The organism is Selenomonas sp., from assembly GCF_057272215.1.
The window spans coordinates 132,698-155,440 of the sequence record NZ_DBHIUY010000003.1 but is presented as its reverse complement, the minus strand read 5'-3'; the positions used below and the strand labels follow the sequence as shown (position 1 = coordinate 155,440).

Here is a 22,743-nt window from a genome sequence, read left to right as displayed (position 1 = left end):
TTCCAGGAGGATTCCCATGCACTTATGGAAGCATCAACACCGCCTGCTCTCTTTTGCAGGCGCCTTGACATTCGGCTTTCTCTCCACCGTCACGGTGCAGGCGGCAGCGGCATCCGCCCCCGAGACGGATAGCGAACGCGCCCCCGACAAGCACGACACACAAACGGCTTTCGTCTTAGACGAGATCATCGTCACAGCCAACCGCAGCCGCGAGCCGCTGACGCTCGACACGGATCCCAAACGACCGCGTCAGCCCGTGCCGGCAGCGGACGGCGGCGGCTACCTGAAGAACCTGCCGGGCTTCTCTCTCGTGCGCAAGGGCGGCATCAGCGGCGATCCCATGCTGCGCGGCATGGGCGGCACGCGTCTGAACGTGCGCATGGACGGCGGCAATATGTTCGGCGGCTGCCCGGGGCGCATGGATCCGACGACGACCTATGCTTTTCCTGAGACGTTCAGCCGCATCGTCGTGCGCAAGGGACCGCAAAGCGTGCGCGACGGCGCCAGCATCTCAGGCGCCGTTCTCTTCGAGCGCGAAACGAAGCGCTTTCAAGAGCCGGACGTACGAGGCAACGCGATCCTCACGTTCGGCGGCAGCCACCGCTTCGACGACCTCCTCGACGTCACAGCAGGCGACAAGAGCGGCTATGTGCGTCTCATCCAAACACGCAACTACGCCGACGACTACGCCGACGGCAGCGGCAGACGCATCCATTCAGGCTACGGACGCTACAGCCTGTCGGGTATCGTCGGTCTCACACCGGACAAAGATACCCTGCTTGAGCTTGCCTACGATATGAGCCGCGGTCATGCAAAATTCGCCCACTCCATGATGGACGGCAGTCAGTTCGACCGTGACAGTTGGACATTCAAGTACAACCGCGCCAACCTCTCTCCCGTCGTCACGAACCTCGATGTGACGTTCCACCACGCCGTCATCGATCACATCATGGACAACTATTCTCTGCGCTCTGCGGGAAAGATGGGCACGGACGTCAAGCGTACGCAGTACGGCGTCCGCGCCATCGCAGAGCTTGCTTTTACGCCGCGCAGCACGGGAGCCTTCGGCTTCGAGCTGCAAAATCAGGAGCACGCTTTCGCCAGCGCCTTCAAGGACCGCCCCATCGGCTCCTTCCGCGATGATATGGACATCCGCTCCTTCGGCGTATTCTTCGAGCACGATTACCGTCTGCGCCCGCGCACCTATCTGCGCAGCGGCATCCGCTACGACCGCGTGACGAACGACTATCACAACTATTTGGCATACAACATGCGGGGCAGAAAGACACTGGATCTCGTCCCCGGCGAAACCGCCGACAACGCCTACAGCGGCTTTATCCGCTACGAGTACGACTACGCATCCCTCCCCCTGACCTTCTACGTCGGGCTTGGCCACGCAGAGCGTCCCGCCGATTATTGGGAATCCTTCCAAACGTGGAAAGCGCACAACAATCGCGTGAACGGTCAGACCGCTTCGCCGGACGCCTCTCGTCCGAACCGCGAGCGCAATACGCAGCTCGACCTCGGCTGGCTCTACGCACGCGGACAAGATCAAGGCAGCCTTTCCCTCTTCTACGCACATGTCGACGACTTCATCCTGCGCCTGCCGTCGAGCGCTTATGGCAACGTAGACGCACGTCTCTACGGCATGGAAGCGGAATATACGCACAGCTTCTCGCCGCAATGGTCCGTGACGGGCACGCTTTCCTTCACCCACGGCGACGACACGACAAACCATGCGCCGCTGCCGCAGATCGCACCGCTCGAAGGAAGCCTCGCAGCGAAATATCGCCAAGGCAAATGGGAGGCGAACCTTCTCTGGCGTCTGGTCGACAGGCAGAACCGCTATCGCACGGGCTACGGCAGCGAAACGGGCGTCGATCACGGCCCGACGGGCGGCTTCGGCATCGTTTCTGCAAGCTGCGCCTACCGTGCCGGCGACAATCTCGTCTTTTCCCTGGGCGTCGACAATCTCTTCAACAAAAAATACGCCGAATTCGTCAGCTACAACGAGTCTGCCATCAGCAACCTCGGCATCACCGCGCGCGATCATATCAACGAACCGGGCAGAACCTTCTGGTTCAAGACGAACTATCAGTTCTGACGCATATTCTTTTTCTCCGACAAACAGAAAAATCCCGCAGAAGATGCACGCAGCATCACTCTGCGGGATTTTCCGTTTCACTCCCAGCCATCGCACGGCATGGACAAAATCCCCCGATTCATGCTATATTGCTGGAAAAGGATGTGATTTCATGGGAGAGACGCGACTTGTCGTGCCGGAAGGGCTCGCTTGTATGGCGCTTCGGGAGTTTCTGCAAAAGGAGTGCGGCTTCTCCACGACGCTCTGGAAAAAACTGCGCCGCTCGGACACGTTCTCGCTGAACGGACACCCCGCCAACGCCGCACGAGCCCGCATCAAAAGCGGCGATGAACTTTGCTGGCATCTGACAGAAGAGAGCCGCATCGCGCCCGAAGACATACCTCTCGACATTCTCTATGAGGACACGGCGCTTCTCATCATCAACAAGCCTGCAGGTATGCTCGTCCACCCGACGGGCGGCGAGCATCATCATACGCTCGCCAACGCCGTACTCTTCCACTATGAAACACATGGCGAAAAACATGCTTTTCACCCCGTACACCGCCTCGACCGTCAGACGAGCGGACTCGTGCTCATCGCCAAAGAGCCGCACGTCCAGCACCTCTTATCCAAACATGACGCAATCGAGCGCATCTACCTCGCCGTCATCGAAGGCGTCCTGCCCAAGCCTTGCGGCACGATTGATCTGCCCATCGCACGCCGGCGGGGCAGCATCATCGAGCGCATGATCGCCCCCGAAGGAAAGCGCGCCGTCACGCACTACGCGACACTCGTTCAGACAGGCGGCCTGTCGCTCCTCGCGCTGCGCCTCTCCACGGGGCGTACGCATCAGATCCGCGTCCATCTCGCGCATCTCGGACATCCGCTTCTCGGCGACGACCTCTACGGCAAAAGGACAAATCGGCTCAGACGCCAAGCGCTGCACGCCTGCAATATACGCTTTCGTCACCCATCGAACGGAGAGGACATCAAAGTCCATGCGCCCCTTCCTGCCGATATGTCTGCTCTTTTCCCTGAAATCTCCGCAGATTTTCTCTTTTCACAAAAGATTCATGACGTTCTCATTAAATTATGATATAATGATTCCATCAATGAGTATCATCTATCCATAGGAGGTTGAGATTATGCCACTCATCGGAACAAAGGAAATGTTCAAAAAAGCCCATGAAGGCGGCTACGCCATCGGCGCTTTCAATGTCAACAACATGGAGATCGTCCAAGGCATCACCGAAGCAGCCGCTGCGCTGAAATCTCCCATCATCCTGCAGGCTTCCGCCGGTGCAAGAAAGTATGCAAAGCCCGCCTACCTCAAGCACCTCGTGCAGGCGGCGCTCGAATGCGAAGATCTGCCCATCGCCCTGCACCTCGACCACGGGCCGGATTTTGAAACGTGCAAATCCTGTATCGACGATGGCTTCACCTCCGTCATGATCGACGGCTCGCATCTGAGCTTCAAAGAAAACATCGAGCTTACGAAGCGCGTCGTCGAGTATGCCCATGCGCACGGCGTCGTCGTCGAAGGCGAACTTGGCCAGCTCGCAGGCATCGAAGACGATGTGAAAGTCGCCGCTGAAGACGCGCACTACACGCGCCCCGAAGAAGTCGAAGAATTCGTCACGAGTACGGGCGTCGACTCCCTCGCGATTGCCATCGGCACGAGTCACGGCGCGTTCAAGTTCAAGCCCGAGCAGTGCACGAAAAATGCACAAGGCGTACTCGTGCCGCCCGAACTTCGCTTCGACATCCTTGCTGAGATCGAGAAGCGTCTGCCCGGCTTCCCCATCGTGCTGCACGGCGCTTCGTCTGTCATTCCCAAATATGTCAAGATCATCAACGACAACGGCGGCAGCCTCGCCGATGCCATCGGCATCCCCGAAGATCAGCTCAGAAAAGCGGCGAAGTCAGCGGTCTGCAAGATCAACATCGACTCCGACCTGCGCCTCGCCATGACGGCGGGCATCCGCGAGCACTATCAGCAGCATCCCGAGCACTTCGATCCGCGCCAGTACATCGCTCCGGGACGCGACTACATCCGCGAACTCGTCGAGCACAAGATCAAAGAAGTCCTCGGCTCCGACGGCAAGGCAGCAGAAGTCATGGCGCTTTTGAAGTAACGCCCATCGCGCAAACGTATTACCCGATCAGCCTTTTCCTAAAAATCGTGCAGAAAGCGACATCTGCACGATTTTTATTTTTTGATATTTATTTTCAATATCATTTACTTTCCACCCACATCGCAGTATAATGGATTTGGCAACAGTTTAAGGAGGTATGCAAAATGAATCAAGAGCAACTCAATCGCATGACAAGCGGCAAGGGCTTCATCGCTGCCCTCGATCAAAGCGGCGGCTCTACACCCAAGGCGCTCAAGGCTTACGGCGTAGACGAAAGCGCCTACGCCAATGACGAGGAGATGTTCACGCGCGTTCATGAGATGCGCACGCGCATCATCAAAAGTCCCTCGTTTACAAAAGAGCAGATTCTTGCGGCCATTCTCTTCGAAAACACGATGGACCGCAAAATTGACGACCTCTATACCGCGGACTACCTCTGGGAGAAAAAAGGCATCGTCCCCATCCTGAAGGTCGATAAAGGACTCGCCGCCGAGGAAAACGGCGTCCAGCGCATGAAGCCCATCGACGGACTCTCCGCGCTTCTTGACCGCGCGGCAGAGCGCCATATCTTTGGCACGAAAATGCGCTCCGTCATCAAAGAGGCGAACAAAGAGGGCATCAAAGCCGTCATCGAGCAGCAGTTTGCCGTCGGCAAGGAGATCATCGCCAAGGGACTCGTCCCCATCTTAGAGCCGGAAGTCGACATCCATTGCCCCAAGAAGAACGAAGCGGAAGCCGTCATGCTCGAAGAGATCAAAGCGCATGTGGCAAAGCTCCCTGCCGATGACAAAATCATGCTCAAGGTCACAATCCCGACAAAGGAAAACCTCTACGAAGAACTCATGAAGGATCCTCACGTCGTGCGCATCGTCGCTCTGAGCGGCGGCTATCCGCAGAATGAAGCCAACGAAAAACTCGCCAAGAATCGCGGTCTCATCGCCAGCTTCTCACGCGCACTCGCCCAAGATCTGCGCGCCGGACAAAGCGACGCCGAATTCGACAAGATTCTAAAGACTGCCATCGACGGTATCTACAAAGCCTCCATCACCTAAACAGCAAGTACGCCAGACAAATGCACGCCCGGGGAAACGCAAGATGCGAGATATTGTATTTCCGTCTTGCGTTTCCCCGTACTTTGTGATAAAATGCTTTTGTTGTCTATGGCGCAATATTTACTGCGCCGCGAAGGAGGTGTACCCTATGGCAAGTGTTTGCGAAATCTGTGCAAAGGGCGAAATGTCCGGCATGAATGTCAGCCATTCGCATCTGAAAACGAAGCGCAAGTGGAAGCCGAATATTCAGCGTGTACGTGCGATCGTCAATGGTGAGACGAAGCATGTCAACGTCTGCACGCGCTGCCTGCGTTCCGGCAAAGTGGAACGCGCCATCTGATTTATTCGTGCACAGAATCAGAACTGATATATCATAAAACAAGCCGCTGAATCGAAAGATTCAACGGCTTGTTTTATGATATCAGCAATTCCTTATGCAGATACGATTCAATAAGAAAAATTCTGCCCTTCCGAAGCGACGCAGTCAATTTCAATCAAGGCATCCTTCGGCAATCTTGCCACTTCGATGCAGACACGAGCCGGCGGGCAGGAAGTGAAATACTTTGCATACACCGTATTCATCGCCGCGAAATCCTCGATATTTTTCAGATAAACCGTCGTTTTTATGACATCCTCCAGCGAGCATTCATCCGCTTCAAGAACCGCCTTGAGATTTTCAAGCACGCGCTCTGTCTGCTCGGCAATACCGCCCGCGACAAGCTCGCCCGTCGCGGGATCGAGCGGAATCTGCCCTGAGGCGAAGATGAAGCCGCCCGAAGTACGGATTCCCTGCGAATATGGACCGATTGCTTTCGGCGCACGATCCGTGACAATTTTCTTTTTCATTGTACAAACACTCCCCTCTTTTTCTTCCCAAACCAGCGCAAGCGCATACCGCGCCTCACTCCTCCACTTGCAGATCAGGACGCAGTGCAATGGCGCCGCCCAGATAGATATGACGAATCTCGCTCTGCGGCTTGTCCGTATCGACGAGCAAGAGTGCGCGTATGCAGCGCGGCAAAGCGTTCTCGATGTCCGGCTCAAGCGTATCGAAAAGCGGCACCGTATCGAATCCCTTCAAGAACCTTGCACCCGCCGCCGGAAAAGCCGCCTTAAGATCGGGCGTTATCGAAAAAATCACCGCACCGATATCTGCCGGCGCAATCTTATTCGTGCGGCACATCCCCATAACCATAAGCTTTACCGCTTGAAATATATCGTCTTTCGTATCCTTTTCGACCGTGATCGCACCCCTGATTCCACGCATGGGAAACCCTCCTATCCTACCTCTGAATCCCAAAGAAACGCGCATCCTGTGCGTTTCCATACATCCCTTCAATGCCCGCGCAATATGCTCCACAGCAAACGAAACGAGAGCACGATGGCTGCCAAGTACCCCAAGACGCCCAAAAAAGGAATCTCCATGATCTTCGGCGTCATCTGCGTCGTACATATCGTGCTTGAGCCGAGGAGAAGCGCCGCGCTCAAAAGCGCAATGATGAGCTTGTTGATCATCTTGTTGAGCCTCACAAGCGGCTCATCCGCACCCGTCAGATCAAGATTGACCTTCGTCTGTCCGCTCAGCGTCATCTTCAGAATATCTGAAATCTGCTCAGGCAGCTGCAAAGACTTTCGCATGAGGATATACCCCTCGCGCTTCGCCCTGGCGGCTTCCGCACGCCAGTCAAAGTCCTTCGTAAAGTTCAGCTCCATACTGCGTGCAAAAATCTCAACGAAGCTGACCTCAGGGCAAATCAGGCGCATGACGCCCTCGATCGTCATGACGCCGCGGCAGAACATGCTGATGCCCGGCGCAATCGCGATGTGATGGGCGCGCAGCACGTTCATGATCTGGCGCGAGAGCACGCCCATCTTCAGTGAGCGAAAATCGAGGTCGCCATACTGCGCCATGAGCGCATCGATATCTTGATATAAGCGTGCATGATCAATGCGATCCTGCGGCACGCCAAGCGAGAGAACAGCCGCCTTCATCTCAAAGACATCGTGCTGCGCCAAGGCAAAGACCGCCTTGCGAATCGCCGTGCGGTCTTTGTTCGAAAGACGCCCCATCATGCCGAGATCGAGCCAGACAATCTTACCGCTGCGCACCCATATATTCCCCGGATGCGGATCGGCGTGAAAGTAGCCGTCCTCTACGATCTGCTTGACATAATTTTCACCGAGCCGTTCGCCGATGCGGCGCATATCGACGCCTGCCGCTTTAAGCTCTGCGGCGTCATCGACTTGTATGCCGTCTATATACTCCATGACGAGCACATGCGGCGTCGTCAGATGGCGATAGACCTTCGGGCAGCTCACGAAGTCCGCATCCATATTCGCATGGCGAAACTCCTCGATATGGTTCGCCTCCATGACGAAATCCATCTCCTGCTTGGCAATCGCCCAAAGCTCGTCAAGCACCATACTGAAATCCACGACATCCTGCACGGGACCCAAAATCTTTAAGATGCCCGCCGCACGCTTCAACAGCACGATATCCTTGCTCATGACATCATGCACGCCGGGACGCTGCACCTTGACGACGACCTTCTCACCGTCAAGCAGCACGGCGCGATGCACCTGCGCGATAGACGCCGAGCCAAGCGCCTCCTCGTCCATAGAGCGGAAAATACGCGTCCAACGGCGCTGGTACTCCTGCTCAATGACTTCCTCAATGACAGAAAAAGGCAGCGGATTTGCCTCCGTCTGCAGCTTCATGAGTTCGTCACAATACTCCTGCGGCAGAAAATCCGGACGCATACTCATGATCTGCCCGAGCTTCACGAAGGTCGGACCGAGATCCTCAAGAATCAGGCGCAGCTTCTCAGGCGTTATGCCGCGCACGATATCGCGCGTACGCAGGACGTTGACCATCTCGCGCAGACGCTTCGCCGATCCCTTATCCTCTTGGCTCACCGCTTCGCGAAAAGCCTGTGCGAACATCGCATCCCCTCCTGCCCCAGAAGGAAAGTTTCACCATCAGCCCTTCCTGCCGTACTTTTCGTCCAACTGCTGACGCACGGTCTCGTTTTCCAAGAATTCATCGTACGTCGTCACGCGGTCAACGACGCCCTCGGGCGTGATGTCGATGATGCGATTCGCAATCGTCTGGATGAACTCATGGTCGTGCGAGACAAAAAGCTCCGTGCCCGAAAACGCAATCAAGCCGTCGTTCAGCGCTGTGATGGACTCCAAATCCAGATGATTCGTCGGCTCATCCAAGAGCAGCACATTCGCGCCCGAAAGCATCATGCGGGAAAGCATACAGCGCACGCGCTCGCCGCCCGAAATCACCTTTGCTTTCTTCTGGCTCTCCTCGCCGGAAAAGAGCATACGCCCCAAAAAGCCGCGCACAAACGATTCATCGGGATCGCGCGAATACTGACGCAGCCAATCGACGAGGTTCAAGTCAACGCCATCAAAGAATGCGTTGTTGTCCTTCGGCAGATATGCCTGCGTCGTCGTCACGCCCCATTTGAACGTGCCGGAATCCGCTTCCATATTGCCCATGAGGATTTCAAAGAGCGCCGTCTTTCCCACGGAATTCGGTCCGACAAAAGCGACCTTATCGCCCTTCTTGAGCGTGAAACTCACATTGTTCAGCACCTTCTCCCCGTCGATCGTCTTTGTCAGACCGCTGACCTGCAGCAGCTGGTCGCCCGCCTCACGGTCGGGCGTAAAGGCGATGTAGGGATAGCGGCGCGAGGACGGACGAATGTCGTCGAGCGTGATTTTTTCGAGCAGCTTCTTGCGCGAAGTCGCCTGTTTCGATTTCGAAGCATTGGCGCTGAAACGCTGAATGAACGTCTGCAGCTCCTTGATCTTCTCCTCTTTCTTCTTATTTTGATCCTTCGCCATCTGCAAGGCAAGCTGGCTTGACTTGAGCCAGAAATCATAGTTGCCCGCATAGATCTGAATCGCACCGAAATCCACATCGGCGATATATGTGCAGACCTGATTCAGGAAGTGGCGATCATGTGAAACGACAATGACCGTATTGGGGAAATCGTCGAGGAACGCTTCAAGCCAGTTGATCGAATCGATATCAAGATGGTTCGTCGGCTCATCCAGAAGCAGAATATCAGGATTGCCAAAAAGAGCCTGCGCCAAAAGGACGCGCACCTTTTCCTTATCCGTGAGATCCGCCATCTTCTTGTGATGCTTCGACGGCTCAATGCCGAGACCATTCAACAGGCGTTCCGCTTCCGGCTCCGCATCCCAGCCATTCATATCGGCAAACTCTGCTTCCAGCTCCGAAGCACGCATCCCATCGGCATCAGAAAAATCTTCTTTTTGATAAAGCGCGTCCTTCTCGTCCATGATCGCGACGAGACGTTCATGCCCGAGCATGACCGTACGCAGCACCTCAACGTCGTCGAACGCATAGTGATCCTGCTTGAGCACGGCGAGACGCTCACCCGGCGTGATGTCTACCGAGCCTTTCGACGGCTCAATGTCGCCCGCAAGGACGCGCAGAAACGTCGACTTGCCCGCGCCGTTCGCGCCGATGACGCCGTAACAATTTCCCGGCGTGAACTTGATGCTTACATCCTTGAACAAGACGCGCTTGCCAAACTGCAGCGTCAATCCGCTTGTACTAATCATAAAATCTGATCCTCAACCTTCCCATACTGTATTTCTTCGCCTGCGGCTCTGTCATGTTTTCATCTGCATCAAGAAATGGTCTCATTGACGCAGGATGTCACGGAAAAGCTGCAGGATACTCTGCCCGTAAGTATGTCCGGGGACGGCCCAGCGTCCGTTGAGATCCGTCCACGTGTCGAGCGTGCGTGCGCCATACGTCGAACGGACGAGATCATAGCGCGGATCGACGAGCGGCGACGTCGGACGACGCGTCGAAGCATACGCCAAAAGGTGCTGGATATGCGCACGCACGCCAAGCTCCGACGAAGCGAAATAGGCGCCCTTGACCGTCGCACTTGTCGTGCCCAAGCCGCAGTAATTGTTCTGATCGGGCGTGACCGTACCGCCGTAACGGAAGAAGCCCGTCTCCTTCAACGCCTGTGCAAAAGCCACATCCGGGCGCACGCCCTCACGCGCACCTTCCTTATAATAATACGAGACAAGCACTTCCGGCGAAACGGAAATGTTCGGATGCGGATTATTGCTCAGAAGATACTCCACACATTGTCTTTGCGTCGCCATCGCCGTGCCTAGGATAGCATCCGCCGTACGCGGCGCTGCCGTATACTCGCTCGGCAGACGATCCGCCGGCTTCTTCGGCGCAGGCGGATTCAGGATGCGCTGAATACGCTCGGAAAGCGGCTGCTGCTCCTGCGCGTCCTGTACATGCACCGGCATCTCCTTCGACGTTCCCTGCTCGACGCCCTGGCGCATTTCCACTTTCGTTTCCACCTGCGGATCATGCAGACGCTTGGCGTCCGCCGCCGATGGAAGCGAAAAAGCAAATGCCCCGAGCACGAATGCCGTCAAAACGGCTCTGCCTCGAAAAGACCTTTTGAAACTCAATGAAATTCCCCCTAGAAATCATGACGTACCGTACGCAAAATACAGCGAGAAACACCCCGCCAAGAAAAACAAGACCGGATGAACCTTCTTCCCTCGTCCCGAAAAGACCTCCAAGAAAACATAGAGAATCAGACCTGCACCCAAGCCCGTCGAAAGACTGAACGAAAGCGGCGTTATGAGAAGCACGGCGAAAAAGGATGCGTGCTCCGACGGCTCACGCCAATCGAGCCGCAGCCCCTTGAGCAGCAGGCAGCCGGAAAACACGAGCAGCGGTGCGAGAATAGCCGAAAAATCAAGAACCGCCGCCGCCACAGGCTCCACGAAAAGCACGAAAAGCAAACAGAGCGCCGCTGCACATGCCGCAAGAGGCGTACGCGCACCGACGGCGCGCGCCGCCGCCGACTCCTTTGCCAAAGCGAGAGGACCCGCACCGAAAAGAGCCGCTGCAGCATTGCCTGCAGCAAGCACAGCAAACGTACGCTTTTCTGCAAGGCTGCATGGCTCCCCCCGCTCCCCCAACGCAGCAAAAACACCAAGCGTATCAAAGAAGAGAACAAGCCAAAGCGCCAAAACGACGCCCGAAAGCTCCCAAACGTGCGCGAAGTCGAGCGCCAGAGACACTCGGTCAAGCCCCTCAGGCAGCAGGAACGGCGCATCCGGCACGACGAGAAATCCTTCCAAAAGAGCCAGCGCCGCCGCCGCAAAAGCACCCCAGAACGCCGCCGCATGAACCCCCATCGCCCAAAGCGCGAGCGATACGGCAAGACCTGCAAGCGCTACAAAAGCCATCGGCTCAGAAAGGTTCCCGAGCATCGTCACCGCAAGCGGCGAACCGACAACGAGCTTTCCCATCTGAAGCCCCATGAACACGATGAGCAGTCCCATGCCGCCGCGCGCTGCCTGCACGATCACATCCGGCACCGCACCTGCAAGAATGCGGCGAAGCGGCGTGAGCGCCGTCAGCAAAAAAAGAAGCGAAGCGGTGAAAGATGCCGCCAAAGCCGCCTGCCACGACACCCCCAGAGGATAGACGACGCCATAGACGAGCCAGACATTGACGCCGAGCGCCGGCGCTGCCGCAAGCGGCTGACGCGCCCAAAGCCCCAAGAAAAACGTCGCCAAAAACGCAGAGATGAGCACCGCCGCATAAGCCCCGACAAAGGGCGCTCCCGCCTTCGCCCAAAGCGCAGGCACAACGGCACAAGAAGCAAGGAGCGAAAGCGCCGTAAGAGCGCCGCCCAAAAACTCCCGCCGCCATGAACCGCGCATATTCTCCCCTAAAGGAAAAGAAAAAATCTCAGCCCATCCTCCCCTCACCAAAACAACCTATTTTATATTTTACCATGAAACTCCAAGAGGTCAAGCCGTAGGCGCAGACCGATTGGCTAAGTTTCTGGTAAGGGCGGCGCACAATGTCCACAAAGTGGACGTTTGTGCGTGTAGCTTACCATGAAACTCCAAGAGGTCAAGCCGTAGGCGCAGACCGATTGGCTAAGTTTCTGGTAAGGGCGGCGCACAATGTCTACGAAGTAGACGTTTGTGCGTGTAGTTTACCCCACGCGTTTGAAGGAATCTTCCCCATCAAGAATACGTCGATGCTGGACAAAGGGCGTAGAGAAATGATACACTTGTTGTATTCCTTATCATACAGCAACGGAGGCATATCATGCACCAATATTTGTTCTTCCTCGGAGATTTTCCTGTACGCGCTTACGGGTTGATCTTGAGCCTCAGCATCATCTTGGCGACGGGCGTCGCCTACTTTCTCGCAAAGCAGGACGGCCGCTATCATGGGCATATCATCGACATGGGCATTTACTGCGGCATCGCGGGACTGCTGGGCGCGCGCCTCTGGGATGTATTCTTCTTCGATTGGGACTACTATCAAAACCATTTGACGGAGCTGTTAAACGTCTGGCAGGGCGGCATGGCGATTCAGGGCGGCGTGCTGCTCGGCGCCATCGTCGGCATCCTCTACACACGCCGCCACGACATCGACACATGGGCGCTCGCCGACATCGTCGCCCCCGCCATCATCTTAGGGCAGGCGCTCGGCCGCACAGCCAATCTCCTGAACGGCGACGCTTTCGGTGCGCCGACAGGCTCTTCCTTCGGCATCCTCTATCCGGAAACGACGCTCGCGTTCCACACCTACGGCAATCAGCCTCTTTGGCCTGCGGAAGTTTGGGAATGCCAGCTCGACATCTTCATCTTCGCTCTTCTCCTCATTTTTCGCGCCACGAATCATGCGAAAGGACAGGCGTTCACGCTCTACATCATGCTCTACTCGGCAGCGCGTTTCTTCCTCGAATACCTGCGAGGCGATTACAATGAACTTGTTCTCGGTCTTTTCAAATCTGCACAGATGACAAGCCTCGTCGCTTTTACCATCGCGCTCTTTTTCTTCGTCTGGCTCGGACTGAAAAAGCATCAAAAAACCCCGCCCAAAAAGAAGAGCCGAAAACGCACGGCACGCGCATAGCCTCATCATCTCATAGAAACGGAGTCAAACATGCAAAAGACGCCTCAAATGCTTCACATCGGCTGCCACTTGTCATCTGCCGGCGGTTTTCTCGTCATGGGCAAGACGGCAACGCAGCTCGGCGCCGATGTATTCGCCTTCTTCACACGCAACCCGCGCGGCGGCAGCGCGAAACCACTCAACCCCGATGATGTCCGCGCTTTTTCTGTCTACCGCGAAGAACACGGCATCGGCACACTCGTCGCCCATGCCCCCTATACACTGAACGCCTGCGCCGCAAAAGAGAACCTTCGCACGTTTGCACGCGAAGCGATGGCGGATGATCTCTCACGTTTAGAACACATCCCCAACACCTTTTACAACTTTCATCCCGGCAGCCATGTGCAGCAGGGCGCAGAAAAAGGCGTCAACCTGATCGCCGAACTCTTGAATGATGTTCTGCGCCCTGCACAAAAGACGACCGTCCTCTTAGAAACGATGGCGGGCAAAGGCACGGAAGTCGGACGCAGTTTCGAGGAGATCGCCGCTATCATCGAGCGCGTGGAATGCGCAGAAAAACTCGGCGTCTGTCTCGATACCTGCCATGTCTGGGATGCAGGCTATGACATCGCGGACAATCTCGATGGCGTCCTCGAGGAATTTGACCGTGCGATCGGGCTTTCTCGCCTCCATGCCGTCCATTTGAACGACAGTCTCAATCCACGCGCCGCACACAAAGATCGCCATGCCCGCATCGGCGAAGGAAAAATCGGACTTGAAGCCTTGACGCGTATCATCCGCCACCCGAAACTTCGTCATCTGCCTTTCATCTTGGAAACGCCAAACGACGATGCCGGATACGCAAAAGAAATCGCCATGCTCCGAGAACGGGCGAAATAACCTGCAAAAACACCGCATCTCCATCATCCATGAAAAAAGCCGCCTCTCAACGAAAGGCGGCTTTTCCTGCACGCTTAGGGAAACACGTATCATCTGGCAAAATCGCGCCTGCTATGCCTGACGCTCTGCAACGATTCGTACTTTCAAAGCCGATCAGAAAGCGCGGCGGCCCTACGCGCTCGGTATGGCGCGGCGACGGTGCGGCGTCTTCCGCGGGATAGCCGACGGGGAATATCGCCACAAGCTCGTAATCTGCCATCTCGGGAAAAAGCTCCTTGAGCTTCGGTGCATCAAAATGCGCGACCCACGTCGTGCCAAGCCCCAGATCCTCGATCGCCAGCATGATATGCGTCGCCGCAATGCTCGCGTCCACGTCCGCGAAGTTCTTCTTATCAAAAGGCCGCACCCAGGCGCTCTCCGCCTTGCTTCCCACGACGAAAGCGACAGGGGCGCCGAAGATAAACGACGTCGTCTGTGAAACCTTCTGCATCGCCTCAGCGCTCTCCAGAAGCCAGATATGAAACGGCTGATTGTTGTGTGCAGTAGGCGCGAGATCGCCCGCCTCTAAAATCTTCTGAAGTTTCTCATCCTCCACCGGCCGCGCCGAGATCTTGCGGCAAGAATAGCGCTTTTTCGCCAAATCAAGAAACGACATAAAAACTCCTCCTTTAGAAAGCCATCGGTTTCCTATATCGTCATTCTACTACGAACCTTCAAGAAGTCAATACTTTCTTCTTTTCTACTCTATCTCTTTTCTTCCAATTATGCTATGATTCTAAGGAAACACGAATCCAAAAAGCGCGGATAAAATGAACTCCGTCCGATTCGTGCAGATTTGCCGACGCAGAGATCGTGAACGACTGCGCCAAGACCGCATGGCAGAATATATCCATGCCGCCCCGAAAAAGACGCATCCACCCTCGACAAAAGGAGGTTCTCATGACAGAAGATCACCTTGCCCTCTTGCGCTCCAAGGGCTATAAGCTGACACCACAGCGACGCGCCGTACTGGATGCTTTCTTGGAATGCGACCCCTTTCCCACCGCACAGCAGCTGCTTGCAGCCGTACACAAGAAACATGCCAACGTCTCCCTCGACACCATCTACCGCAACCTTGCACTCCTTTCAGAACTCGGCGTCATTCATGAGATCTACCGTACGGCAGGAAACGTCTACGAGATCCTTGCGCCGGGACATCACCATCACCACCTCGTCTGTACGGAATGCGGAAAAACGGAGTGCGTCGACATCTGCCCCATGCAGGATACCTACATCAAAGAAGCCGAGAAAAAAGGCTTTCGCATCACGGGTCACATCTTCGAATTTTACGGTATCTGCAAAGATTGCCAGTAAAAAAATCTTCGAAAATCCTGCACTTCATGAGAAATAATCTCTTGTCAAACAGAAACTCCTGTGCTATTCTATCAAATAGTAAAATTACTATTCAAGGGGAACATTCCCCACGCACAGGAGGTCATTCTTTTGAAACGTAAAAACACACTCTTCTGCCTGCTTGCTGCACTCTGCCTGTTTCTCACGGGCTGCGGGGGCGCAAACACGGCAGACGGCGGCAAGGACGGCTCCTTCCATATCGTCACGTCCTTCTACCCCATGTACGTCGCCACCCTCAACATCACGCAGGGCATCGACGGCGTGACCGTCACCAATATGACGAAACCGCAGACGGGCTGCCTGCACGACTACCAACTTATGACCGAGGACATGAAAACGCTCGAAAAAGCCGATGCTTTCATCATCAACGGCGCGGGCATGGAAAGCTTCCTCGACAAAGTTGTCACGCAGCAGAAGAACCTCAAAGTCATCGACGCTTCCAAGGGCATCGAGCTTCTCAAAGACGGGGATGAGGAAAATCCGCACGTTTGGCTCAGCGTCACCGATGCAATCCTGCAGGTGAAAAACATCGCCGAGCAGCTCAAGGCGGCGGATCCCAAACATGCCGACGCCTACGAGAAAAACGCCGACGCCTATATCAAAAAGCTCGAATCGCTCAAAGCCGAGATGCACGCCGCACTCGACAACGTGCCGAACAAAGACATCGTAACCTTCCACGAAGCTTTCCCCTACTTCGCCAAGGAATTCGGTCTCAACATCATCAGCGTCGTCGAACGAGAGCCGGGCACCGAGCCGACGCCTGCCGAACTGCAAGCGACCGTCGAGCAAGTCAATAAGCTCCCCGTCAAAGTTCTCTTCACCGAGCCGCAGTACTCCCCGAGCGCTGCTGAAACCATCGCTCGCGAAACAGGTGCAAAGATCTACACGTTGGATCCCGTCGTCACGGGCGAATCCGACGATAAAGCAATCAACGCCTATATCGACACCATGAAAAAGAATATGGAGACGCTGAAAACGGCATTGCAGTAAGCCGAAAGAAGCATACGAAAAGCGCCTGCGCACAAAACCGTGCGCAGGCGCTTTATCTTCGTAAAACCCCTTAGAAGAAGTATTCGAGGCGAGCGAAGAACTTGTTCACGCCATCTTTATCGGTCTTGCTAAGGTCTTTTCCGTTAAAGTAGACCATCGAACCGACGACATTCTTAGCGAACGTGTACTGACCGCCGATCTCCCACCCTTTCGTATTCCAAAGCGCTCCATCGAATGTCGGCGCAAACGCCACAGCGCCGCCAACATAGCGATAGGCTGCATAGAGACCGAAAGTGCGGGCGTTCTCAGGCTCCGCGCCCCTATAGCCAAGCTCGATGTTGTAAGCCCTCATACCATCTTTGCCGGCAAGAAGCGCTCTTCCTTCATCGCTCGTGTTCTTCCAATAACCGCCCGTGAGGTATACCGTGTCAACCGGCTTCCACGTTGCGCCAATGCCCCAAATATTGCTGGCGTCGTGCATCTCAAAAGCAGTATTCAGAACCGCTTCCTGATGAATGCGCACATATTCCGCTGCGACATTGAACCTCTCGGAAGGCATCCAGTTGAGGTTCACCATCTGCACATCTGCAGTAGCACTCGCCCTGGGATGGAACCACATATTCCTCCGCGCATCCTTGACGCTGTCCTTTACACCCTCAGCATCTTCCAAATCCCAACGACCGGCGAAAAGCGTACCGGTGAAGTTCGTACCTTCGCCAAAGGTCACGGAAGCGCCCGTCAAATCATCGTCGATCGCCATGCCCTGTTCTGTCAGAACGGGCATCTTGCCGGCGCGGATAACCGTCGTTCCATAATTCCCTTCGACATAGGCGCGCTTGAGTTCGACCGTTCCAGAATCACCCTTGTCCTCTTTCGCATCCCACGTTGCATCGAGGCGAGCCTTGACCTTCCAGTGAGCATTGACCGTAGCCTCCGGCTCAAGGCGGAACACCAGTTCATTGGTCGTATCTGCGTCAGCTGCGTCCTCTGCCTTCTGACGCTCGTAGGTGTACTGCAGTTCGCCCGTCCACTTGACGTTGTCAATGCGGCTTTCGAGGTTGGCGACGCGCACGCCGAGGTTGTTCAGCTCTTCGCTGAACTCAGCGGCGAGACGGTCGATCATCGCCTTCTGCCGGGCGTTGACCTGATCTTCCTTTGCCATCGCTTTTGCGACCATCTGCGCCATCTCGTAGCGCGTGATCTCATTTTCACCGCGATACGAACCGTCGCCGTAGCCCTCGATGATGCCGTCGTCGGCAAGCTGCGCGACTGCATCGTATGCCCAATGATCCATCGGGACGTCGCTGAACGGGTTCGCCGCAGCAAACGTCGTCGATGCTGCGCCGACGACAAGCGCCGTCGTCAAAGCGGCTGTGAGAGACTTCTTCATAATAAGCTCCTCCTTCAAAAATGGAACCGTAAATCTTCTCCAAAGAATCGGGAGGCATCCTCTGAGTATCCATGTTTCCTCAACGATGTCCTCAAACGCTCCTTTGGTAAAGAGAATGATATCACATATCATGATCGAATACAAGAAGAAATGAAGCTCATTCATAAATCAAGTCTTTCTCCCCAGAAAAGCCCTATATTCCGCCTATACACCCAGCTCCAGATGAATTTCCAGAGAGAAAATCCGCATATTATAGATAAATTCCATACTTTCACAATAGGCAATTAGGCGCATATTAGATAACCCCCCTGCGAGAAAGCGGCCATGCAAAATAAAATACGAGACCGCCGCACATGCTTTAAGTGCGACGGTCCCGTATTTCTCTAGCGTTCTACACAAATATCCTTGATGCCATAATAGCGGCAAAGACCTTCCTTCGTCACGCCGTTGTCGAAATCGACGAAGAATACATGGCGCAGGGCGCGGTTTTTCAGAGGGAGGGGCTTCATATAGGCGATATCCTCGCCGTTCGCCGCCGCCTGCTCGACGATGGCAATACGCACGGCATTTTCTTCCTGCATAGCGGCTGTAATGAAGAGTGCAGCAGCCATCGTGAAGGAGCAAATCGCCGCAGCGCCTGCGAGAAGCGTTTTCTTCGCTCTGCTCTGCAGGACATCCGCAACGACAGGATCGCGCAGCACGGCACAGGCGGCAACGAGGATCATCGCGACAGAGCTGAATGTCGCGCGTGCCGGGAAGGTCGGCGCGGCGATCATGACGAAGTTGTTGAACAGCGCCAAAAGAAGCAGGAATGCCGCATAGCGCGCTGCCGGAAAAGTATGCGTCACCTCAAGCCACGACACGGTGCGAGCTGCGGCGAGTTTATCGCGCGAAAATCCCAGCGAGCGCTTCAGCAGGCTGTAGAAGAAAAATATCGTAAGCCAATAGATCGCCATTTCCTCAAATCCCGCCATGACGTTGGCAAAGTGCTCGATCGTGCGCGGCTTGTCAAGCCCCAGCGGTACAAGCACATGTCCGACGAGAAAATCACGCAGCGCATTGGCAAAGAAGCCGTCATTGAAATAGGAAAAAACGAGGAGCAGGATCCATAGCAAACAAGCGATTTGCCCTACTTTAAGAGCGCATGGTCTCTCTCCCGCAGCATTATCGCGCAGCATGTCCACACGCGCGGCAAGATGCAGACGATAGATGCGCCCCGCCGCCAGCAAGAGCAAAAGAAGCGGCAGGATATACAGCGCCATCTCACCGTTGCCTGCAAACTGATTGCCGATATGCGTGAGTATCCCCTTGCCGCTGCCCTGCGCATCGTAACGCACAAAATTGCCTGGCGCAGCGACGAGCAGCACAAGCCCGACGAACGCCCCAAAAGTGCCCGCCGGCATCCAAAGCGGCATTGCCCCCTTGCGCCGCGCCCACCACGAAAGCCCTGCCGTCAGAACGAACACCGTCACGGCAAGATTCTCCACCGACCAGCCCGCGAGGACGCCGAGCACAAGCATCGGCGCGATCAGCCAATTCCGCACAGGCGGCTTCTCCTGTGCCATCGCCCTGCATTGGAGATTGTACGGCACGAGGAAAAGCGCAGCAAACACACCCGTCCACAGGTAGACGGCAGCGCCGCACTTCCAAACAGCCACCTCGCCAAAATGCGGAAACGAAAGCCACGCGAAAGCACCCATGACGGCAAAGAGACGCGGCTCCCGCCAAAACCGCCAATCGCGCCGTGCATGAATCGTCAGCAGCACGATGAGGATGAGGAACATCAAAGCATTAGCTATATCAAAAATGCCCTTGCCCCAGAGGAGAAAAACATCGAGGAAGAAGAATGCCACCATGCGCCCGCCATGCAGTAAATAATGCCGCCACAGAGATTCCATGACATCGGGAAGAGACGCAATATGCTGATTCGTCAGCCAGATCAGTGAGTATTCATAATCGTCACGGTGCAGCGGCATAAAATAATTGAGCGCATACATCAATAAGAATATGCCCGCAGCCGCCAGTACAGTCTCTCGGCACTTACGATTCATTCTCTAGAGAGCCTCCCAACGCTTGAAAATTCACCGCTTCGATCCTCTCTTCCGCGAGGATCTGCGCCGCTCTCGCGGAAAGAATCGCGGCGAGCTCCGCTTCGAAGTCATGCCGCCAGCCACAATCTCGCGCGAGTTCTTCGTTTGCCGTGCCCGGGTGCATCATGACTTCAGTCGTGCCTTCTTTCAGACCCTTGAGCACGGCAAGAAGCGCCGCTTCATCGACGGCTTCTCCCGCGACGATGCCCGCGAAATGTTCGGGTACGAAAAGCCCCGCCTTTCTTGCCAAACTCGCAGCGTTCTTCGCCAAGAGCGAAAGACCGACACGCCCGATGAACTGCCCGACGCCCCCGAAGCCGCCTGCAAAGAGCGGCGCAAACGGCGCGCGAAGCGCCGGAATCTTCGCCTCGCAGCAAAGCCCGATGACGACCTCTACAATGCCCGGCAGGGCGTGCATGTGCTGATGACTGTCGGCATGGTCGATGCGAAGACCGGCATTCTCGATCTTTCGAATCTGCGCGGAAAGTTCGGCACGCACTTCGGCAAGTCGCACGCCGCCCTTTGCATAATGCTTGGAAAAAGCGCCGTAGTTCGGCAGAAAGACGCCGTTTTCATCGACGAGCGAAGGAATCTCCGCAGGCGGCAGGATCGGAAAGCCGTCGACCAGCGTGAAGTGTATGCCCAATCCCAACTGCGGCAGACGACGCACGCGCTCCGCCGCATCGGCAAAAGCCCTGCCCCCCGCCATCAGGGTCGCCGAGCGCAGCACGCCCTCGACGGCTCCCCGCTCCACCGCCTCATTGATGCGCACATGCCGCCCGAAATCATCGGCATTGACGATAATCCGCTTCAACTTCTTCTCACATCCGTTTCATCTCTATACCCATGAGCCTCAGCGAAAGCGCACGTTGCCCAAAGATCGTCATATCTTGAAATTTTTGAGATCGTCGGAGAAGGATACGGCGATTTTTTGGAAGTCTTGGATCTTTTGCATCATATCCTGCAGCTTCTCGTGGTGATCGCCAACCGTTTCGTTGACCTCTTTCGCTGCAGCGGAGTTTTCTTCTGAAAGTCCGGCGATCGTCCGCACCTGACCGATGGCGTCGTTCATACGCCCCATCTCATCGTTGAGCCGCAGAATGATGCCGCTGATGCTCGTCGATACTTCGCGGATGTTAGCAACGAAGGCGCCGTTGCTCTCGACGACCTGCACAAGCCCGCCGCTCTCCCTGCCGAGCGCATGATACTCAGCGTCGATACTTGCGACGACATTGTTGATGATGCGTGTGATGTTGCGCACATCAGAGGTGATCGTATCCGCCTGCTCGCGCGATTCGGCGGCAAGCTTGCCGATTTCCTGCGCGACGACGGCGAAGCCTTTGCCCTGCTCGCCGGCGCGCGCCGCTTCGACCGAAGCATTCAAAGCGAGGAGATTCGTCTGAGAAGCGATCTCCGTCACCATGTTGGCGATGGAGATGATTTTCTCCGTTTCCTGCTTCAAGGAATCGGCGGCATCGCGCACGGCAGCGAAGTTCTCCATGCTCTTGCCGAGCGCATCGCTTGAGCTGCGCACGCCTTCAAAGCCACGCGCCACATTGTCCACGGCTTCTGCAAGGCTCTTGTTGTTTTTCTCCTGCGAAGAAACGACCTGCTGCAGCGCTTCGACATTCCGGCGCAGCACTTCCGCCACCTGCCCCGTCGAAGAAGCGCTCCCCGTCGTCGCTTCCGCCACATTATCTACAACTTCGGTGATCTGGGCAGACGCTTGGCTCATGTTGCTCGCAAGTTCATTGAACTTGCCGCCGTAGGCGATAAGTTCGTCGCCCATGCCGCGAAAGCCCGTGAAGTCGGCGCGTACCGATTTTTTATAAGCATCGATCAAAGCGCCCATTTCCTCAAATTCATCGCGCGAGGAGAGCACGAGATCCGCCGAGAAGCGATGCTCGGCAATAGAGGTAAGTTCCCGCCGCAGCAGACGAAGCGGCGAGAGCAGAACGCCCGCCGCAGCGCCTGTCACAGCGCCCATGAGGACGGGGAACAAAAACACCATAGACGGCGCTCCGAAAAGCCAGAAAAGCGCGCTGAAAAAAAGAGCCGCAGCAAAAGAAACGAACGCAAATTTTACCGATAAAGATCGCGCCAAAACGCCTAAGAGGCAGTTGAGCGCAAAGCGCCTCTTCTCCAAGATGCGCTCTTTGAAGTGGAGGCGCAGACGCACCACGCCGTTTCCTTCCTCCACGACCTTGACCTCGACAGGCTCCTTAAAGTAGTCGATCGCCCCTTTCAATAAGCCGCGAAAATACGAACTGAGATTGCGCTTCGACTTATACAGCAGCTCCGCCTCATGCTCAGAGAGCGGCGTCATCTTCAAGAGCGGCGGATTCGCTCCCGGAATCTTTCGGACGATTTCCACATGCACATTGTAGATCGAGGCGAGGAACGTATAGATGTTCTTGCCTTCGAAAAAGGACGGATAAACAGATGCGAAGGTCAGAATATTGTCGCGTCCCACTTCGTGCCAAATGGCATCCGACGTCTGCCCCATATTCTTTGCCAAAGTATCGAAGAAGGTGCGGACCTCCGTATCTGCCACATCCTCCAAAGGCGTAAAAATACGCCCCGCCGACCAACCAGCCGCCTGACACGCCGCACGGACAGCCGTATCGCCCCAAAGCTTCTGCGCCGTGTCCATCCACGTCGCCACAACAGTTCCTTTCATAAACACTCCTATTCTATCAATCCTCGCAGGTCATTTCCGCTCCCTCTTTCGCTGCGTTTATGCTATACTGGCAATAATGC

19 protein-coding genes and 2 pseudogenes are annotated in these 22,743 nt (G+C 55.7%); 9 read left to right on the top strand and 12 right to left on the bottom strand.

Annotated elements, in window-relative coordinates; genetic code table 11:
* Positions 1-16 precede the first annotated feature (16 nt).
* The 5 genes from ACO5Z0_RS03960 (at position 17) to rpmB (ending at position 5,610) form a co-directional block, all read left to right on the top strand.
* Entirely contained in the window at positions 17-2,104 is a 2,088-nt protein-coding gene (locus ACO5Z0_RS03960; RefSeq protein WP_485649292.1) for a TonB-dependent copper receptor, read from the top strand.
* Positions 2,105-2,255: 151 nt separating this feature from the next.
* A complete protein-coding gene (locus ACO5Z0_RS03955) occupies positions 2,256-3,179 on the top strand; it encodes an RluA family pseudouridine synthase (RefSeq protein ID WP_485649291.1) in 924 nt (307 codons plus the stop codon).
* 49 nt (positions 3,180-3,228) lie between these two features.
* A complete protein-coding gene (gene fba, locus ACO5Z0_RS03950) occupies positions 3,229-4,218 on the top strand; it encodes a class II fructose-1,6-bisphosphate aldolase (RefSeq protein WP_442675827.1) in 990 nt (329 codons plus the stop codon).
* A gap of 164 nt (positions 4,219-4,382) precedes the next feature.
* The gene (locus ACO5Z0_RS03945; RefSeq protein WP_485649290.1) at positions 4,383-5,270 is read left to right on the top strand and encodes a fructose bisphosphate aldolase; all 888 of its coding nucleotides are present in this window, start codon (positions 4,383-4,385) and stop codon (positions 5,268-5,270) included.
* 148 nt (positions 5,271-5,418) lie between these two features.
* Complete coding sequence (gene rpmB, locus ACO5Z0_RS03940; protein WP_006192484.1) at positions 5,419-5,610, top strand: 50S ribosomal protein L28; 192 nt, start codon at positions 5,419-5,421, stop codon at positions 5,608-5,610.
* Between the two features lie 107 nt (positions 5,611-5,717).
* Here rpmB and ACO5Z0_RS03935 read toward each other — a convergent pair whose 3' ends face one another.
* The 6 genes from ACO5Z0_RS03935 to ACO5Z0_RS03910 form a co-directional block, all read right to left on the bottom strand.
* The gene (locus tag ACO5Z0_RS03935; RefSeq protein WP_485649289.1) at positions 5,718-6,116 is read right to left on the bottom strand and encodes a RidA family protein; all 399 of its coding nucleotides are present in this window, start codon (positions 6,114-6,116) and stop codon (positions 5,718-5,720) included.
* A gap of 55 nt (positions 6,117-6,171) precedes the next feature.
* Positions 6,172-6,537, bottom strand: a complete 366-nt coding sequence (aroH, locus tag ACO5Z0_RS03930) for a chorismate mutase (protein WP_442673676.1) — start codon at positions 6,535-6,537, stop codon at positions 6,172-6,174.
* A 68-nt stretch (positions 6,538-6,605) separates the two neighbouring features.
* Positions 6,606-8,213, bottom strand: a complete 1,608-nt coding sequence (locus tag ACO5Z0_RS03925; protein WP_485649288.1) for an ABC1 kinase family protein — start codon at positions 8,211-8,213, stop codon at positions 6,606-6,608.
* A 36-nt stretch (positions 8,214-8,249) separates the two neighbouring features.
* Positions 8,250-9,875, bottom strand: a complete 1,626-nt coding sequence (locus tag ACO5Z0_RS03920) for an ABC-F family ATP-binding cassette domain-containing protein (RefSeq protein ID WP_485649287.1) — start codon at positions 9,873-9,875, stop codon at positions 8,250-8,252.
* A gap of 81 nt (positions 9,876-9,956) precedes the next feature.
* Positions 9,957-10,760, bottom strand: a complete 804-nt coding sequence (locus ACO5Z0_RS03915; RefSeq protein WP_442673679.1) for a glucosaminidase domain-containing protein — start codon at positions 10,758-10,760, stop codon at positions 9,957-9,959.
* Between the two features lie 18 nt (positions 10,761-10,778).
* Complete coding sequence (locus ACO5Z0_RS03910) at positions 10,779-12,029, bottom strand: NCS2 family permease (RefSeq protein ID WP_485649286.1); 1,251 nt, start codon at positions 12,027-12,029, stop codon at positions 10,779-10,781.
* 397 nt (positions 12,030-12,426) lie between these two features.
* Between ACO5Z0_RS03910 and lgt the strand changes: the two genes are divergently transcribed.
* Complete coding sequence (lgt, locus tag ACO5Z0_RS03905; RefSeq protein WP_485649285.1) at positions 12,427-13,242, top strand: prolipoprotein diacylglyceryl transferase; 816 nt, start codon at positions 12,427-12,429, stop codon at positions 13,240-13,242.
* A 30-nt stretch (positions 13,243-13,272) separates the two neighbouring features.
* Positions 13,273-14,121 carry a deoxyribonuclease IV gene (locus ACO5Z0_RS03900; RefSeq protein WP_485649284.1) on the top strand — a complete coding sequence of 283 codons (849 nt, stop codon included), beginning with the start codon at positions 13,273-13,275 and terminating at the stop codon, positions 14,119-14,121.
* A gap of 169 nt (positions 14,122-14,290) precedes the next feature.
* Here the strand turns inward: ACO5Z0_RS03900 and ACO5Z0_RS03895 are convergent.
* A pseudogene (locus ACO5Z0_RS03895) lies at positions 14,291-14,776 on the bottom strand (nitroreductase family protein); the annotation flags it as partial.
* A 284-nt stretch (positions 14,777-15,060) separates the two neighbouring features.
* Here ACO5Z0_RS03895 and ACO5Z0_RS03890 point away from each other — a divergent pair.
* Positions 15,061-15,474 (top strand): Fur family transcriptional regulator, encoded by a 414-nt coding sequence (locus ACO5Z0_RS03890; RefSeq protein ID WP_485649283.1) that lies wholly within the window; start codon positions 15,061-15,063, stop codon positions 15,472-15,474.
* A gap of 129 nt (positions 15,475-15,603) precedes the next feature.
* The gene (locus tag ACO5Z0_RS03885) at positions 15,604-16,503 is read left to right on the top strand and encodes a metal ABC transporter substrate-binding protein (protein WP_485649282.1); all 900 of its coding nucleotides are present in this window, start codon (positions 15,604-15,606) and stop codon (positions 16,501-16,503) included.
* Between the two features lie 70 nt (positions 16,504-16,573).
* Here the strand turns inward: ACO5Z0_RS03885 and ACO5Z0_RS03880 are convergent, their stop codons facing one another.
* The 5 genes and pseudogenes from ACO5Z0_RS03880 to ACO5Z0_RS03860 all read right to left on the bottom strand — a co-directional run.
* Entirely contained in the window at positions 16,574-17,893 is a 1,320-nt protein-coding gene (locus tag ACO5Z0_RS03880) for an S-layer homology domain-containing protein (protein ID WP_485649281.1), read from the bottom strand.
* A 383-nt stretch (positions 17,894-18,276) separates the two neighbouring features.
* Complete coding sequence (locus ACO5Z0_RS03875; RefSeq protein ID WP_485649280.1) at positions 18,277-19,944, bottom strand: DUF3329 domain-containing protein; 1,668 nt, start codon at positions 19,942-19,944, stop codon at positions 18,277-18,279.
* Complete coding sequence (locus ACO5Z0_RS03870) at positions 19,934-20,797, bottom strand: ChbG/HpnK family deacetylase (protein ID WP_485649279.1); 864 nt, start codon at positions 20,795-20,797, stop codon at positions 19,934-19,936. The genes ACO5Z0_RS03875 and ACO5Z0_RS03870 overlap by 11 nt, the downstream gene beginning before the upstream one ends.
* Positions 20,798-20,866: 69 nt before the next feature.
* Positions 20,867-21,484: a methyl-accepting chemotaxis protein gene (locus ACO5Z0_RS03865; RefSeq protein ID WP_442673281.1), complete on the bottom strand. Its 618-nt coding sequence runs from the start codon at positions 21,482-21,484 to the stop codon at positions 20,867-20,869.
* 711 nt (positions 21,485-22,195) lie between these two features.
* Positions 22,196-22,663, bottom strand: a pseudogene (locus ACO5Z0_RS03860) (heme NO-binding domain-containing protein); the annotation flags it as partial.
* Between the last annotated feature and the right edge of the window lie 80 nt (positions 22,664-22,743).